Origin of the sequence: Methylobacterium sp. C1, assembly GCF_001854385.1 — a bacterium.
Classification (GTDB): Bacteria; Pseudomonadota; Alphaproteobacteria; order Rhizobiales; family Beijerinckiaceae; genus Methylobacterium; species Methylobacterium radiotolerans.
In genome coordinates this window covers 704336-718930 of the sequence record NZ_CP017640.1, presented here as the reverse complement: position 1 = coordinate 718930, position 14595 = coordinate 704336, and the positions used below count along the sequence as shown (strand labels likewise).

Sequence of the window (14595 nt, the reverse complement as noted above, 5' to 3'; positions counted from 1 at the left end):
CGGGGAAGCGCACGGTTCTCGCACGCGGCGCCGCTGGATCGCTTCGCTCCGCTCGCCGAGACGGTGGCGTCGTCGGGTGCGTCGAGCGAGAGATTTTCTAGGAGGCCCCTGCCCGCAGGGTCAAGCGCGGCGTCCGACCGCCTGCCGGGCGCCGTAGCCCAGGATTGCCCAGAGCAGGGCCGCGACGGCGCGCACCGGGAAGAAGGTCGGGCCGTCGTGGGTGATCGGCGCCGGCCAGGGGATGCCGGCGGCGCTGACCGCGTAGGAGAACAGCACCGAGAAACCGAGCGCCGCGATCGCCGCGATGAAGACCTTGCCGAACTGGCTGGCGGTCCAGCCGAGATAGACCGCCACCACGATCAGCGCCGGATCGAAGCCGGCCCAGATCCAGACCGTCCAGGGATAGTACGGGACGGTCATGACCACCACGGCTCAGGAAGGACCGTCCGGCCGGCGGAGTCCTCGATCACCTGCGCGACCGCGAACAGCGTCTCCTCATCGAAGGGCCGGCCGATGAGTTGCAGGCCCAGCGGCAGGCCCTGTCCGTCGAGACCGGCCGGCACGGCGATGCCGGGAAGCCCGGCCATGTTCACCGTCACGGTGAACACGTCGTTGAGGTACATCTCCACCGGGTCGGCCGAGGCCTTCTCGCCGATGCCGAAAGCGGCCGACGGCGTCGCCGGCGTCAGGATCGCGTCGACGCCGGACGCGTAGGCGGCCTCGAAGTCGCGCTTGATCAGCGTGCGAATCTTCTGAGCGCGGACATAGTAGGCGTCGTAGTAGCCGGCCGAGAGCACGTAGGTACCGATCATGATCCGCCGCTTCACCTCGCGGCCGAAGCCGGCAGCGCGGGTGTTCTCGTACATCCCGGCGATGTCCTTGCCGGGCACGCGCAGGCCGTAGCGGACGCCGTCGTAGCGGGCGAGGTTCGAGGAGGCCTCGGCCGGGGCCACGATGTAGTAGGCCGGCAGCGCGTAGGAGGTGTGCGGCAGCGAGATCTCCTTGATCGTCGCGCCGGCCGCCTTCAGCCACGCGGCCCCCTCGTCCCAGAGCTTCTGGATCTCGGCGGGCATCCCGTCGACCCGGTATTCCTTTGGGATGCCGATGGTCAGGCCCTTCACGCCCCGCGACACCGCGGCCTCGAAATCGGGTACCGCGAGGTCGGCGCACGTCGTGTCCCGGGCGTCGGAGCCCGCCATGGAGCCGAGGAGGATGGCGCAGTCGCGCACCGTGCGGGCGATCGGGCCCGCCTGGTCGAGGGAGGAGGCGAAGGCCACCGTGCCCCAGCGCGAGCAGCGCCCGTAGGTCGGCTTGATCCCCACAGTGCCCGTGAAGGCGGCGGGCTGCCGGATGGAGCCACCGGTATCGGTCGCGGTGGCGCCGAGGCAGAGCCGCGCGGCGACCGCCGCGGCGGAGCCGCCGGAGGAGCCGCCGGGCACGATCGGTGCGTCCGATCCCGCGCGCCGCCACGGCGAGATCACGTTGCCGTAGGCGCTGGTCTCGTTGGACGAGCCCATGGCGAACTCGTCGAGGTTCAGTTTGCCGAGCATCACGGCGCCGTCGCGCCACAGATTGGCGGACACGGCCGATTCGTAGTGCGGCTCGAAGGTCTCGAGGATCTTGGACCCAGCCGTGGTCGTCACGCCGTGCGTACAGAACAGGTCCTTGATGCCGAGGGGAATGCCCTCGAGCGGCCGCGCCTCGCCGGACGCGATCTTCCGGTCGGAGGCCTCGGCCATCGTCAGGGCCCGGTCCGGGGTCTCCCGGATATACGCGTTCAGGACTCGGGCCTTCGCCATGGCGTCGAGATGCGCCTGGGTCAGCTCGCGGGCCGAGATCCGCTTCGCCTTGAGGGCGTCGCGCGCTTCGGCCAGGGTAAGTTCGTTCGGATCCACGCTGTTCACGTCCTCGCGCGCGCCGCGCGCCTGCCCGCCAGAAATCCGGTCCGCAAGGTCCGGGCCGCGCTCGGCCTACTCGACCACCTTCGGGACCAGGAAGTAATTGTCCTCGGTCTCGGGCGCGTTGGCGACGACGTCGGCGGCGCGGCCGCCCTCCGTGACGACGTCCGCGCGCTTCTTCATCGCCATCGGCGTCACCGAGGTCATCGGCTCGACGCCCGCGACGTCGACCGTGCCGAGCTGCTCGACGAAGGCCAGGATGGCGTTCAGCTCGCCCTGCAGGGGCCCGACTTCGTCGTCGGTGACCGCGATCCGCGCCAGATGCGCGATGCGCCGAACCGTCTTCTCGTCGACCGACATGCCGTCCCGTTCGTCCCTTGCCGGGAGCACTTTCCCGAAGTCGGTCGGGCTATAGCATCGGCTCTCGACGCGCCGCAACGCGGGTGGACACCGCCACACGCTCGGGGCCGACGGGCGGCGCGCCGCCCGAGGGCATCGGGTCGAGCCGAGCGGTGCGGCGTGATGCGGGGCGGGTCAGGTCACGACGTGGTGGGGCGTCACCGACATCTCGATGGTGATTCCCGGTTGCCGGACCGGCTGGATCATGGCTTGGGTGAAGCCCGCGACCAGGACCTCGAAGGCGAGGAGAAGCATCCAGCGGTGCTTGCGCGGCATCGCCCGCCGGCGCCCGTGCGGTGCGGAACAGGAGAGCTGGCCGTTCGTCGACAAGGCGGGCCCCTTTAGCGTGGTTTAACGGAACATTAACCTACCTAGACGCGAACGGCTCCGCGCGCACCGGGGGGCGATCTGCGGAGGAGCCGAAGCCTGTGGACGGTGGAGCGGGAGCGATGTGGGACAAGGTTTTCGAGGAGCTCGCGCCGGGCTTCGTACCGGACGCGGCCGCCCTCGACCGCGCGTCCGAGGCGCTGGGCTTCGCCCTCCCGGCCTCCTATCGCGACTTCTGCCGGAGCTGCGGCGTCGGCCTCGCGGGGGGACAGTTCCGCGTCGCCGTGCCGGCGCCGTTCGAGGCCTGCGATCTGGTGAGCCAAGCGGCCCTCATCGCCCACAGCGTCGGCGCCGCGGTCGCCATGCTCGAGGACGGCGCGGAGCCGCATCGCTTCGACGTCGAGGGCGGCGATGCCGGTATCGTCGAGCGCGCCTGCTTCTTCGGCACCGGCGAGGATGGCAGCTTCCTGTTCTGGGACGTCACCGGGACCGACGGGGAATACGACGTCTGGCTGCTCGCGCCCGACCTGGAGACGGTGCGGTTCGGCGGCGAGAGCCTCGACGACTTCTTCACCCGGGTCACGGCACCGTCCGCGGCGCTGGTCCTGGGACCGGGTTCGGAGCCCCTCCCCGCCCGCTTCGAGGGCGTCACCGAGGCCACCCTCGCGCGCGCCGCGCAGGCGGAGTCATGAACTTCGACGCGATCCGCGCCTTCGCGGCCGAATCCCGCGGCGGCGCCCGCCTGATCGGCATCGATCTCGGCACCAAAACGATCGGGCTCGCCCTGTCGGATCTCGGCCGCCAGATCGCGACACCGCTTGAGACCATCCGCCGGGTGAAGTTCACCCCCGACGCGCAGCGGCTCGCCGCCCTGTGCCGGCAGCACGCGGTCGGCGGCCTCGTGGTCGGACTGCCGCTCAACATGGACGGCAGTGAGGGGCCGCGGGTGCAGTCGACCCGCGCCTTCATGCGCAACCTCGCGCCGATCCTCCCCCTGCCCCACGTCTTCTTCGACGAGCGCCTCTCGACCGCCGTGGTCACCCGCGCGCTGATCGAGGCCGACGCCTCGCGGGCGCGGCGCGGCCAGCTCGTCGACAAGCTCGCCGCCGCCTACATCCTCCAGGGCTGCCTCGACGTTATGCGCAACCTCGCGGACGCCGACGCGGACGACGACACCGAGGACGGGTCCCTCAGCCGCTGATCAGAGAGACGGTGCCGCTGCCGTGGCGCTCGATCCGTCCGTCGAGCTCCAATTCCAGCAGCACGCTCTGCACGATCCGGGCACCGACCCCGGCGCTCCGCGCCAGCTCGTCGGTGCCGACCGGACTCGGGCCGAGCAGCGCGACGATCCGCGCCCGGTCGTCCTGCGGCTCCGGTGGCCGGTCGTCCCGGGCGGGGCTCGGGGCGGACGCGCCGGCGCGCCGCTGCGGGAGCGGGTGAAGCGGCGCGTCGTCCGCGTCGAGGGCGATCTCGTCCCAGAAGTCCGGCTGCTCGGCGAGGTCCGGCCGCGCGCGCGCCGGCGTCGCCTCGGCGTCCGGGCCGCGCTCGATGATCGGGCCCAGCACCTCGAGGACGTGGGACACCTCGGCGACCAGGGTGGCGCCCTGGCGGATCAGGTCGTTGGTGCCCTCGGCGCGCGGGTCGAGCGGCGAGCCCGGGACGGCGAAGACCTCCCGATTCTGCTCGAGGGCGTACCGCGCCGTGATCAGCGAGCCGGAGCGCCGGGCGGCCTCCACCACCACGGTCCCGTAGGACAGGCCGGAGATGATCCGGTTGCGCCGGGGAAAGTCGCGCCCGCGGGGCTCCCAGCCCATCGGCATCTCGGCGAGGACGGCGCCGCCCTCCGCCAGGATCGCCTCGACCAGGGCCGCGTGGTTCGCCGGGTAGATCCGGTCCTGACCACCGGCCATGACGGCGATCGTGCCGGTCCGCAGGCTGGCCTTGTGGGCGCGAGCGTCGATCCCGCGAGCGAGGCCGGAGACCACCGTCAGGCCGGCTTCGCCGAGACCGCGGGCGAGCCGCTCGGTGAAGGCGAGCCCCGCCGATGAGGCGTTCCGCGAGCCGACGAGGGCGGCGGCGGGCCGGTTGAGGATCGGTGCGCCGCGCAGGGCCAGGAGGGGCGGCGCGGCGTCGACCTGGGCGAGGAGCCGCGGGTACTCCGCCTCGCCGGTGGCGACCAGCCGGCCGCCGAGGCGCGTCAAGGCCGCGAGTTCGGCCTCGGCTTCGCCGCAGGTGGGTGGCACGACCCTCCGTCCCTGGCGGCCGGTGAGCTCAGGCAGGGCCTCAAGGGCGGCGGCCGCGCCGCCGAACCGGTTCACGAGCCTCCGGAAGGTGCGGGGGCCGACGCCCTCGGTCCGGATCAGTCGCAGCCAGTCGAGCCGCTGGGCCTCGGTGAGCTGCATCAACCACCCCCACCCCTGCCCGAAGGTCGGCGCGGCGCGCCGGCACTCAGCCCTTCTGGCCGATGCGCCCCTCGGTGCCGGACGCGAGTCGGCGGATGTTGGGCGCGTGCTTCCACCATAGCAGCAGGCCGAGGAGCAGGAACAGCAAGGCCTGTGTCGGGGCACCGAGCGCCCAGAGGACGAGGGGCGTAGCCGCCGAGGCGGCGAGCGCCGCCAGCGACGAGTACCTGAGCGCGAAGGCGAGCCCGAGCCAGATCGCCGCGAACGCCGCGAGGGCAAGCGGGCTGAAGGCGAGCAGTACCCCGATGAAGGTCGCGACGCCCTTGCCGCCCTTGAAGCCCAGCCAGACCGGGAAGAGGTGGCCGAGGAAGGCGCCGAGCCCCGCGGCGAGCGCCGGGCCCTCGCCCAGCTGGCGCGCGATGAGGACGGCCGCCGTGCCCTTGAGGGCGTCGCCCAGCAGCGTCGCCGCGGCGAGGCCCTTGCGGCCGGTGCGCAGCACGTTGGTGGCGCCGATATTGCCGGAGCCGATCGCCCGCACGTCGCCGAGGCCGGCGAACTTCGTGAGGATCAGCCCGAACGGGATCGAGCCCAGGGCGTAGCCGAGGGCGAGACCGCCGAGGGCGGCCGGGGTCGCGAGATCCGGCGGCATCATGCGGCCGCCGCGAGGTCGTCGACCGCGTGGACGATCCGGCCGCCGACCAGCGTCAGCACCGCCGCGCCCTGGAGGCGCGCCTCGTCGAAGGGAGAGTTCTTGGAGCGCGACTTCAGCCGGCGCTTGTCGAGGACGTAGGGGAGGTCGGGATCGATCAGCACCAGGTCGGCGGGGGCGCCCACCGCCAGCCGGCCGGCCTCGCGGCCGAGGATCCGTGCCGGATTGACGGTGAGCGCGGCGACGAGCTTGGGCAACGCGAGGTCGCCGGTGTGGACGAGGCGCATCGCGGCGCCGAGCAGGGTCTCGATGCCGAGCGCCCCGTCCGCCGCCTCGGCGAAGGGCAAGCGCTTGGTCTCCACGTCCTGCGGGTTGTGGTCGGACACGACCACGTCGATCACGCCCTCGCCGAGGGCGCCCACCACCGCCTGCCGGTCGGTCTCGTGGCGCAGGGGCGGCGAGAGCCGGCAGAAGGTGCGGTAATGGCCGATGTCGTTCTCGTTGAGGACGAGGTTGTTCACCGAGACGCCGCAGGTCACCGGCAGGCCGTCCTGCTTGGCCCGGCGGACGATCTCCACCGAATCCGCGCAGGAGATCATCGCCGCGTGGTAGCGGGCGCCGGTCAGCCGCACGAGGCGGATGTCGCGCTCCAGCATCACGGTCTCGGCCTCGCGGGGGATGCCCATCAGCCCGAGGCGCGAGGCGAGCTCGCCCTCGTTCATCACGCCCTCGGCGACGAGGGCGGATTCCTCCACGTGCTGCACGATCAGCGCGTCGAAATCCCGGGCATACGTCAGGGCGCGACGCAGCACCTGGGCATTGGCCACGGCCCGGAGCCCGTCCGTGAAGGCGACCGCGCCGGCCTCCTTGAGCAGGCCGAACTCGGTCATTTCCCGGCCGGCCAGCCCCTTGGTGATGGCGGCCGCCGGCAGGACGTTGACACTCGCCGTGTCGCGGGCTCGCCGGAGCACGAAGTCGACGATGGCCGGCTCGTCGATCACCGGGTTGGTGTCGGGCATGCAGACGAGCGTCGTGACGCCGCCCGCCGCCGCCGCGGCGCTCGCCGAGGCCAGGGTCTCGCGGTGCTCGGCTCCCGGCTCACCCACGAAGGCGCGCATGTCGATCAGCCCCGGGGTCAGCACGCGGCCGGCACAGTCGACGCGCTTCGCATCGGCCGGGGCGCCCGGCGCCGCGCCGGCGGCGATGTCGGCGATGCGGCCGTCCCGCACCAGCACCGCGCCGGCGGTCTCGCGGCCGGTCGCGGGATCGAGGAGGTTGGCGTTCGCCAGAAGGTAGCTGCTCACAGGGGCGCCCTCGCGGAAGAGGCCGGACCGTCGAGGCGCATGGCGAGACCGGCCGCCGCCATGTGCGCCTTCGCCTCGGCGACGCTCGCCTGCCCGAAATGGAAGATGGAGGCCGCCAGCACGGCGCTGGCGCCGCCCTCGGCCACGCCGGCCACGAGGTCGTCGAGGCCGCCGACGCCGCCCGAGGCTATCACCGGCACGGTGACGGCGTCGCTGATCGCGCGCGTGAGGGCGAGGTCGTAGCCGGAGCGGGTCCCGTCCTTGTCCATGGAGGTGACGAGCAGCTCGCCCGCGCCCTTCTCGGCGACGAGGCGCGCGAAGGCCACGGCGTCGATCCCGGTCGGGTCGCGGCCGCCGTGGGTGAAGATCTCCCAGGCGGCCGGCGCGCCGGGGGGCGAGACGCGCTTGGCGTCGATCGCCACCACGATGCACTGCGCGCCGAACTTCTCGGCGGCCCGGGCCACGAGGTCGGGATCCTTCACGGCCGCGGTGTTGATCGCGACCTTGTCGGCGCCGGCGAGCAGCAGCGCGCGCACGTCCTCGACGGTGCGCACGCCGCCGCCGACCGTGAGCGGCATGAAGCAGGCCTCGGCGGTCCGGCTGACGATGTCGAGCAGCGTGCCGCGGGCCTCGCGGCTCGCGGTAATATCGAGGAAGCACAGCTCGTCGGCGCCGGCCGCGTCGTAGACCTTGGCGGCCTCGACGGGATCGCCGGCGTCGCGCAGGCCCTCGAAGCGCACGCCCTTCACGACGCGCCCGTCCTTCACGTCGAGGCAGGGGATGATGCGGGTCTTCAGCACGGGCGGCGTCTCATGTCGCGAGTCTCTGGATATCACGCCACCGGGCCGCGCGCCGCAGCGATCGCGGCCAGGGCCGCCTCCGGATCGATGCGGCCGTCGTAGAGCGCCCGGCCGGTGATCGCGCCCGCGATCAGGGCGCAATCCGGCTTCAGCAGGCGGTGGACGTCGTCGATCGACGCGAGGCCGCCCGAGGCGATCACCGGGATGCGCACGGCCTGGGCGAGCGCCAGGGTCATCTCGACGTTGAGGCCCTTCAGGATCCCGTCGCGGGCGATGTCGGTGTAGATGATGGCCGCGACGCCCGCGTCCTCGAACCGGCGCCCCAGCTCCTCCGCGGTCATGCTGGAGGTCTGCGCCCAGCCCTCGACCGCGACGCGGCCGTCCTTGGCGTCGATGCCGACCGCGATCTTCCCGGGATACTTGCGGGCGGCCTCCCGGACGAAGCCGGGATCGCGCACCGCCGCGGTGCCGATGATCGCCCGGGCGACGCCCTTGCTCAGCCAGCCCTCCAGGGTCTTCATCTCGCGGATCCCGCCGCCGAGCTGGACCGGGATCTTCACCCGCGCGAGGATCGCGTCGACCGCCTCCGCGTTCCGCGGCGCCCCCGCGAAGGCGCCGTCGAGATCGACCACGTGGAGCCAGGAGAAGCCCTGCGCCTCGAAGATCGCGGCCTGCGCGGCCGGATCGTCGCCGAAGACCTTGGCCTGCGCCATGTCCCCCTGGATGAGGCGGACGCAACGCCCCTCTTTCAGGTCGATCGCCGGGTACAGGATCACGGGCGCTTCCGTCCTTCTTGCCTGGGCCGAACGGCGCTCACGGGCGCCAGTTCAGGAAGTTGGCGATGAGCGCGAGGCCCAGCCGCTGGCTCTTCTCGGGGTGGAACTGCGTGCCGGCGACGTTGTCGCGTGCGACGAGGGCGGTGACCGGGCCGCCGTACTCGGCGCGCGCCACCACGTCGTCCGGGCGCTCGGCCTTCAGCGCGTAGCTGTGCACGAAGTAGGCGTGCAGCCCGTCCTCGCCGGTGGGAATACCGGCGAGCAGCGGGTGGTCGCGCTCGGTCCGCAGGGTGTTCCAGCCCATATGGGGGACCTTCAGCGCCGGGTCCGACGGCCGGATCGGACCGACGTCGCCGGGGATCCAGCCGAGCCCCGGCGTGGTCGTGTACTCGAGCCCGCGGCTCGCCAGCAGCTGCATCCCGACGCAGATCCCGAGGAACGGGCGGCCGGCCCCGTGGGCGACCTGCGTCATCGCCTCGACCATGCCGGGGACGGCGTCGAGACCGCGGCGGCAATCCGCGAAGGCGCCAACACCGGGCAGCACCACGCGGTCGGCCGCAGCCACCACGTCGGGGTCCGAGGTCAGGCAGATCCGCGCGTCGCGCCCGCTCTCGCGAGCGGCGCGCTCGAAGGCCTTAGCGGCGGAGTGGAGGTTGCCCGACCCGTAATCGATGATCGCGACGGTCTCGGTGCTCATGCGCGTCTCGCCCGGGAACTCACCGGGCGCCTTCCTGGGCGGGGAACAGCCCGATCACCGGCTCGGCCCGCCGGCTGGGGCCGCTCGGGAACGGGGCCCGCGGCGCGGCCGGGCTCGCCTCGAGCCAGCGGTTCAGAGCCCGGGCTTCGGCCTCCTCGGGCGTCGCGGCGACCACCGCGTCGCGCGCCGGCCAGCCGCGCCGCGCCAGCGTCCAGCGGCGCAGGCTCGAAGCCTCGAGGCCGATCAGCCAGCCGGCCAGCAGGGTGACGATCAGGCCGGCGCCGGCCGGCAGCCCGAGGGCGATACCGGCGGCGGCCAGCGCCACGAGCCCGACGAGCACGAGCAGGGCGGCGAGCCAGAGCCGGTGGAACAGGAACCACAGCACCGTGAAGGCGAAGGCCGGCCAGGAGAAGCCGTCCCGCACCAGCAGCGCCCGGTCGAGCCCGAGCGATTCGCCCGGCCGCGCGTCGGCTGGCAGGTGGAGCGTGTAGCTGCGCATCCGCATCGCGAAACTCCGACAGCGTGCGCCGCGACGGCCGCGTGGCCGATCCGGGCGCCCGGCGACAACAGGTCTACAGGGAGCCCTTGGTGGAGGGAACGCGCCCCTCCTCCCGCGGATCGATCGCCACGGCCTTCCGCAAGGCGCGGGCCAGCCCCTTGTAGCAGCTCTCCGCGATGTGGTGAGCGTTGTCGCCGTAGAGGGTCTCCACGTGCAGGGTCAGGCCGGCATTCATCGCGAAGGCCTGGAACCACTCGCGCACCAGCTCGGTGTCGAAGGTCCCGATCTTCTCCACTCGGAAGGTCGTGCGGAACACCAGGAAGGGCCGGCCCGAGATGTCGACGCAGACCCGGGTCAGCGCCTCGTCCATCGGCAGGTGGATGTCGGCGTAGCGCGTGACCCCGCGCTTGTCGCCGAGCGCCTTGGCGAACGCCTGTCCCAGGGCGATGCCGCAATCCTCGGCCGAGTGGTGCTGGTCGATATGCAGGTCGCCGTCGACCTTCACGTCCAGGTCGAACAGGGCGTGCCGCGCCAGCAGATCCAGCATGTGGTCGAGGAAGCCGATCCCGGTGGCGATGTTCGACCGCCCGGTCCCGTCGAGATTGACGGAGACCGCAATGTCGGTCTCCGCGGTCTTCCGGCTGATGGAGGCGCTGCGCATTTCGGTCTGGACTTCGCGTCGGGGGCGGCCAGGGCCGCCCGCGCCTTCTAGAGGGACTCGTCGCCGAATGGAAAGGGCGGCCGGCTAGCCGTTGAGGACCCGCCCCGCCACGGCGTCGAGCTTGGCGAGCAGTGCCGGGTCCCGGACGGCGGGCGCCGTCATGATCGCGCCGGCGAGCGCCCGGTGCGAGCCCGCCGGGCACGGCTCGCGCTCGGCCGGGAAGTCGCGGGCGAGGCGGGCCACGAGGCGCGCCGCCTTGTCGGCGTTGGCGCGGGCGACCGCGATCACCGAGGCGACGTCGACCGCGTCGTGGCCGGGGTGCCAGCAATCGTAGTCGGTCACCATCGCGATCGTCGCGTAGGTGATCTCCGCCTCGCGGGCGAGCTTGGCCTCGGGCATGTTGGTCATGCCGATCACGTCGAAGCCCTGGGCCTTGTAGGCGCGGGACTCGGCGAGGGAGGAGAATTGCGGCCCCTCCATGCAGACATATGTGCCGCCGCGATGGACCGCGATGTCCTCGGCCTTCGCGGCCTGGGCGATCCGCGCCTGCAGGCCGGGGCCGACCGGATGGGCCAGGGACACGTGGGCGACGCAGCCGTCGCCGAAGAACGACGAGGCGCGCCCGTGCGTGCGGTCGACGAACTGGTCGACGAGCACGAAGAGGCCTGGGGGCAGATCCTCGCGGAACGAGCCGCAGGCCGAGAGGGCGACGAGGTCGGTCACCCCGGCCCGTTTCAGGGCGTCGATATTGGCGCGGTAGTTGATGCCCGACGGCGAGAGCCGGTGCCCCCGCCCGTGGCGGGCCAGGAACACGACCTTGGTGTCGCCGATGCGCCCGATCCGCAGGGCGTCCGACGGCTCGCCCCAGGGCGACACCACGCGCTCCTCGCGCACGTCCTCGAGACCCGGCAGGTCGTAGACGCCGGAGCCACCCATGACACCCAGTACCGCTGCGCTCATGCCGGAATCCCTCAACGCGCGACGCCTCGGCAGCGCGGCTTATCCCACCCGGCACCTCATCCTGAGGTGCCGGAGCAATGCGGAGGCCGCGAAGGAGACCTCCCGAAGCCGCTCTGATCCCTGGAGCCCGCCTTCGAGGCCCGCTGACGCGGTCACCTCAGGATGAGGTGGTGCAGGGGACGGGCAGTGTCGGAAGGAGGACCGTCGCGGCGGGCGAGCGGTAGCATGGAGAGCCGACCAAAAAAAAGATGGACCTCCCGAGGGAGGCCCATCCGAACAGCGGACTGATCTGGCCGGCCTCAGTAGGTCTTGTGCAGCTCCGGCTGGAGGCCGTGGACCTCGCCGCCAACATCGGCCCAGATCTTCTTCTTCACGTAGTAGAGCAGCCCCGACAGGATGATCAGGAACAGGATCACCCGAAAGCCCAGGGCCTTGCGGTCCATCATGTGCGGCTCGGCCGCCCACATCAGGAAGGCCGAAACGTCCTTGCCGTACTGGTCGACCGTCTCGGGCACGACCGGCTGGCCCTGATCGTTCTTCGGGTACGAGACCTGCCCGTCGGTGATCGGCGGTGGCATCGCGATGATGTGGCCGGGATAGTACTTGTTGTAGTGGCCGCCCTCCGGCAGCGCGAAGTCCTTCGGCGGATCCTCGTAGCCGTTGATCAGGGCATGGATATAGTCCGGCCCCTGCTCCGAGTAGCCGACGAAGGGCAGCCAGTCGGTCAGGAAGTAGAGCGAGCCGCGGGAGAAGGTCCGCGCCTTGGCGATGACCGAGAAGTCCGGCGGTGCCTTGCCGCCGTTAGCGGCGGCGGCCGCCTGGTCGTTCGGGAACGGCGGCGGGAACGTGTCGGCCGGCCGGCCCGGACGGTCGAACATGTCGCCGGCATCGTTCGGCCCGTCCTTCACCTGGTAGGTCGCGGCCAGCGCCTTGACCTGCCCGGCCGAGAAATGCGGCCCGCCCTCCTGCGCGAGGTTGCGGAAGGAGACCAGCTTCATCGAGTGACAGGCGGAGCAGACCTCCTTGTAGACTTGGAAGCCGCGCTGCAGCTGCGCGGTGTCGAAGCGGCCGAACACGCCGGCAAAGCTCCAGTTCACGCGGGCCGGGATCGGCCCGCCATGCCCTTCCTGGGCAGAGACCGGCACGGCGCCGATCAGCAGGGCCGCCAGGGCGGCCGCGGCGGTCGTCGAGAGGACGCGGGTCATCATCATGGTCCTGTCGTCAGCCCGTCAGCCTTTGGTGGTCGGAGCGGCGGCGGCGCCGGCCGGCATGCCGGACCCGCTCACCTGCTTGCCCGGCCCGGTCACGCTCTCGAGGATCGAGCCCGGCAGCTTCTTCGGCGTCTCGAACAGGCCGCAGAGCGGCATGACGATCAGGAAGTGCGCGAAGTAGTAGGCGGTGCAGACCTGCGCGGCGAGCACGTAGCCGCCCTCCGGGGGCTGCGAGCCGAGCCAGCCGAGGAGCAGCGTGGCGCCGACGAAGACCCAGAAGAACTGGCGGTAGAGCGGCCGGTAGTTGCACGAGCGGATCCGCGACGTGTCGAGCCAGGGCGCGAAGGCCAGGATGATCACCGCCGAGAACATCAGGATCACGCCGCCGAGCTTGCTCGGGACCGCGCGCAGGATCGCGTAGAACGGCAGGAAGTACCATTCCGGCACGATGTGCGCGGGCGTCACCGCCGGGTTCGCCTGGATGTAGTTGTCGGCGTGGCCGAGATAGTTCGGCTGGTAGAACAGGAACCAAGAGAACAGGATCATGAACACGCAGACGGCGAACACGTCCTTGATCGTCGCGTATGGCGTGAACGGGACCGCGTCCTTGCCCGACTTGATCGGGATGCCGACCGGGTTGTTCTGGCCGGTGACGTGCAGCGCCCAGACGTGCAGCACGACGACCCCGGCGATCATCCACGGCAGCAGGTAGTGCAGCGAGAAGAAGCGGTTGACCGTCGGATTGCCGACCGAGTAGCCGCCCCAGAGCAGGGTCTGGATCGTGTCGCCGACCACCGGGATCGCCGCCAGGATGTTGGTGATGACGGTGGCGCCCCAGAAGCTCATCTGGCCCCAGGGCAGCGTGTAGCCGAGGAAGGCCGTCGCCATCATCAGCAGGTAGATCACGACGCCGAGGATGTAGAGCACCTCGCGCGGGGCTTTGTAGGACCCGTAGTAGAGGTTGCGGAACATGTGCAGGTACACGGCGACGAAGAACATCGACGCGCCGTTGGCGTGCGCGTAGCGCAGCAGCCAACCGTAATTCACGTCGCGCATGATCTTCTCGACGGAGGTGAAGGCACCCGTCGCCGAAGGCTCGTAGTGCATCGCCAGCCAGACGCCGGTGACGATCTGGATGCCGAGGAAGGCGATCAGGATCGCCCCGAAGGTCCAGAAGTAGTTCAGGTTGCGGGGAACCGGGAAGGCCACGAACGAGGAGTGCACCAGCCCGACGATGGGCAGGCGCGCCTCGAACCATTTGGCCACGCGGCTCTTGGGGACGTAGGTGCTGGCTGTCGCGCTCATGCTTCCGTCCTCCTCAGGCCGCTTCCTTGCCGCCCTCGCCGATCCGGATCTTGGAATCCGTCTCGAAGGCGTAGGGCGGGATCGGCAGGTTGATGGGCGCCGGTCCGTGGCGCACGCGGCCCACCGCGTCGAACTGCGAGCCGTGGCACGGGCAGGCCCAGCCCTCGAAATTGCCCTGGTGGCCGATCGGCACGCAGCCGAGATGCGTGCAATTGCCGTAGACGACGAGCCACTGGTCGTGGCCGCTCTTGACCCGCGTCGGGAAGGCGGCCGGATCGATCATCGCCGAGAGCGGGACCGCCTTCATGTCGGCCACTTCCTTGGCGGTCAGCTTGCGCACGAAGATCAGCTTGCCGCGCCAGAAGACGTTGACGATCTGGCCGTCCTGGATCGGCGTGAGATCGACCTCGATCGGCGCGCCCGCGGCGATCGTGTCGGCGTCGGGCGCCATGGAAGAGATCAGCGGCCACACGGCGGCCCCCGCCCCGACCGCCAGCCCGGCGCCGGTCGCCAGGAACAGGAAGTCACGGCGGCTGCCGTCATGACCAGAGACCGCGGGAGCGGCGGCTGATGTGTTCGCCAAGGTTCGGAACTCCATGCGTCGGCGTCAGGGCCGCAGGTGCCCTCGTCCCGGCTCGGTCCGGGAACAAAGCATTATGGTTCTAATCTGAGCAATGAGACCGTCTGCCGCCCCCGAGTCAAGCCGC

Annotated in this window: 18 protein-coding genes; 2 read left to right on the top strand and 16 right to left on the bottom strand. The window is 71.4% G+C overall.

The features are described from left to right. Positions 1 to 120: 120 nt before the first annotated feature. The 4 genes from BKE41_RS03315 to BKE41_RS30740 form a co-directional block, all read right to left on the bottom strand. Complete coding sequence (locus BKE41_RS03315) at positions 121 to 420, bottom strand: hypothetical protein (protein ID WP_012317487.1); 300 nt, start codon at positions 418 to 420, stop codon at positions 121 to 123. Then, on the bottom strand, positions 417 to 1895 hold the full coding sequence (gene gatA / locus BKE41_RS03310) for an Asp-tRNA(Asn)/Glu-tRNA(Gln) amidotransferase subunit GatA (RefSeq protein ID WP_024831112.1): 1479 nt from the start codon (positions 1893 to 1895) through the stop codon (positions 417 to 419). Before gatA ends, BKE41_RS03315 begins: the two co-directional genes overlap by 4 nt. 75 nt (positions 1896 to 1970) lie before the next feature. Then, a complete protein-coding gene (gatC, locus tag BKE41_RS03305; protein ID WP_070998517.1) occupies positions 1971 to 2258 on the bottom strand; it encodes an Asp-tRNA(Asn)/Glu-tRNA(Gln) amidotransferase subunit GatC in 288 nt (95 codons plus the stop codon). Between the two features lie 174 nt (positions 2259 to 2432). Beyond that, positions 2433 to 2573: a hypothetical protein gene (locus BKE41_RS30740; RefSeq protein WP_012317484.1), complete on the bottom strand. Its 141-nt coding sequence runs from the start codon at positions 2571 to 2573 to the stop codon at positions 2433 to 2435. 173 nt (positions 2574 to 2746) lie between these two features. On the opposite strand from BKE41_RS30740, the gene BKE41_RS03295 reads away from it, so the two are divergent. Together BKE41_RS03295 and ruvX are read left to right on the top strand one after the other, a co-directional pair. Then, the gene (locus BKE41_RS03295) at positions 2747 to 3316 is read left to right on the top strand and encodes an SMI1/KNR4 family protein (RefSeq protein ID WP_053620280.1); all 570 of its coding nucleotides are present in this window, start codon (positions 2747 to 2749) and stop codon (positions 3314 to 3316) included. After that, on the top strand, positions 3313 to 3825 hold the full coding sequence (ruvX, locus tag BKE41_RS03290; RefSeq protein ID WP_012317482.1) for a Holliday junction resolvase RuvX: 513 nt from the start codon (positions 3313 to 3315) through the stop codon (positions 3823 to 3825). Before BKE41_RS03295 ends, ruvX begins: the two co-directional genes overlap by 4 nt. On the opposite strand, the gene dprA is transcribed toward ruvX, so the two are convergent. The 12 genes from dprA to petA all read right to left on the bottom strand — a co-directional run bounded on the left by dprA (position 3815) and on the right by petA (position 14486). Beyond that, a complete protein-coding gene (gene dprA, locus BKE41_RS03285; protein WP_024831115.1) occupies positions 3815 to 5026 on the bottom strand; it encodes a DNA-processing protein DprA in 1212 nt (403 codons plus the stop codon). The genes ruvX and dprA overlap by 11 nt on opposite strands. A gap of 46 nt (positions 5027 to 5072) precedes the next feature. Continuing rightward, positions 5073 to 5675, bottom strand: coding sequence for a glycerol-3-phosphate 1-O-acyltransferase PlsY (gene plsY / locus BKE41_RS03280; protein WP_041372485.1), 603 nt, complete (start codon positions 5673 to 5675; stop codon positions 5073 to 5075). Next, complete coding sequence (locus BKE41_RS03275; protein ID WP_029360477.1) at positions 5675 to 6979, bottom strand: dihydroorotase; 1305 nt, start codon at positions 6977 to 6979, stop codon at positions 5675 to 5677. Before BKE41_RS03275 ends, plsY begins: the two co-directional genes overlap by 1 nt. Beyond that, positions 6976 to 7779, bottom strand: a complete 804-nt coding sequence (hisF, locus tag BKE41_RS03270) for an imidazole glycerol phosphate synthase subunit HisF (protein ID WP_012317478.1) — start codon at positions 7777 to 7779, stop codon at positions 6976 to 6978. The genes BKE41_RS03275 and hisF overlap by 4 nt, the downstream gene beginning before the upstream one ends. A 32-nt stretch (positions 7780 to 7811) precedes the next feature. Beyond that, positions 7812 to 8555, bottom strand: coding sequence for a 1-(5-phosphoribosyl)-5-[(5-phosphoribosylamino)methylideneamino]imidazole-4-carboxamide isomerase (hisA, locus tag BKE41_RS03265; RefSeq protein ID WP_012317477.1), 744 nt, complete (start codon positions 8553 to 8555; stop codon positions 7812 to 7814). A 37-nt stretch (positions 8556 to 8592) separates the two neighbouring features. Continuing rightward, positions 8593 to 9252, bottom strand: a complete 660-nt coding sequence (hisH, locus tag BKE41_RS03260; protein ID WP_012317476.1) for an imidazole glycerol phosphate synthase subunit HisH — start codon at positions 9250 to 9252, stop codon at positions 8593 to 8595. Positions 9253 to 9271: 19 nt separating this feature from the next. After that, positions 9272 to 9757, bottom strand: a complete 486-nt coding sequence (locus BKE41_RS03255; RefSeq protein WP_012317475.1) for a DUF2628 domain-containing protein — start codon at positions 9755 to 9757, stop codon at positions 9272 to 9274. 67 nt (positions 9758 to 9824) lie between these two features. Then, complete coding sequence (hisB, locus tag BKE41_RS03250; protein WP_012317474.1) at positions 9825 to 10412, bottom strand: imidazoleglycerol-phosphate dehydratase HisB; 588 nt, start codon at positions 10410 to 10412, stop codon at positions 9825 to 9827. An 84-nt stretch (positions 10413 to 10496) separates the two neighbouring features. Then, positions 10497 to 11372 (bottom strand): S-methyl-5'-thioadenosine phosphorylase, encoded by an 876-nt coding sequence (locus BKE41_RS03245; protein WP_070998516.1) that lies wholly within the window; start codon positions 11370 to 11372, stop codon positions 10497 to 10499. A gap of 299 nt (positions 11373 to 11671) precedes the next feature. Continuing rightward, the gene (locus BKE41_RS03240; protein ID WP_024831119.1) at positions 11672 to 12583 is read right to left on the bottom strand and encodes a cytochrome c1; all 912 of its coding nucleotides are present in this window, start codon (positions 12581 to 12583) and stop codon (positions 11672 to 11674) included. Between the two features lie 18 nt (positions 12584 to 12601). After that, positions 12602 to 13888, bottom strand: coding sequence for a cytochrome b N-terminal domain-containing protein (locus BKE41_RS03235; protein ID WP_012317471.1), 1287 nt, complete (start codon positions 13886 to 13888; stop codon positions 12602 to 12604). A gap of 13 nt (positions 13889 to 13901) precedes the next feature. Next, on the bottom strand, positions 13902 to 14486 hold the full coding sequence (petA, locus tag BKE41_RS03230; protein ID WP_234741283.1) for a ubiquinol-cytochrome c reductase iron-sulfur subunit: 585 nt from the start codon (positions 14484 to 14486) through the stop codon (positions 13902 to 13904). Between the last annotated feature and the right edge of the window lie 109 nt (positions 14487 to 14595).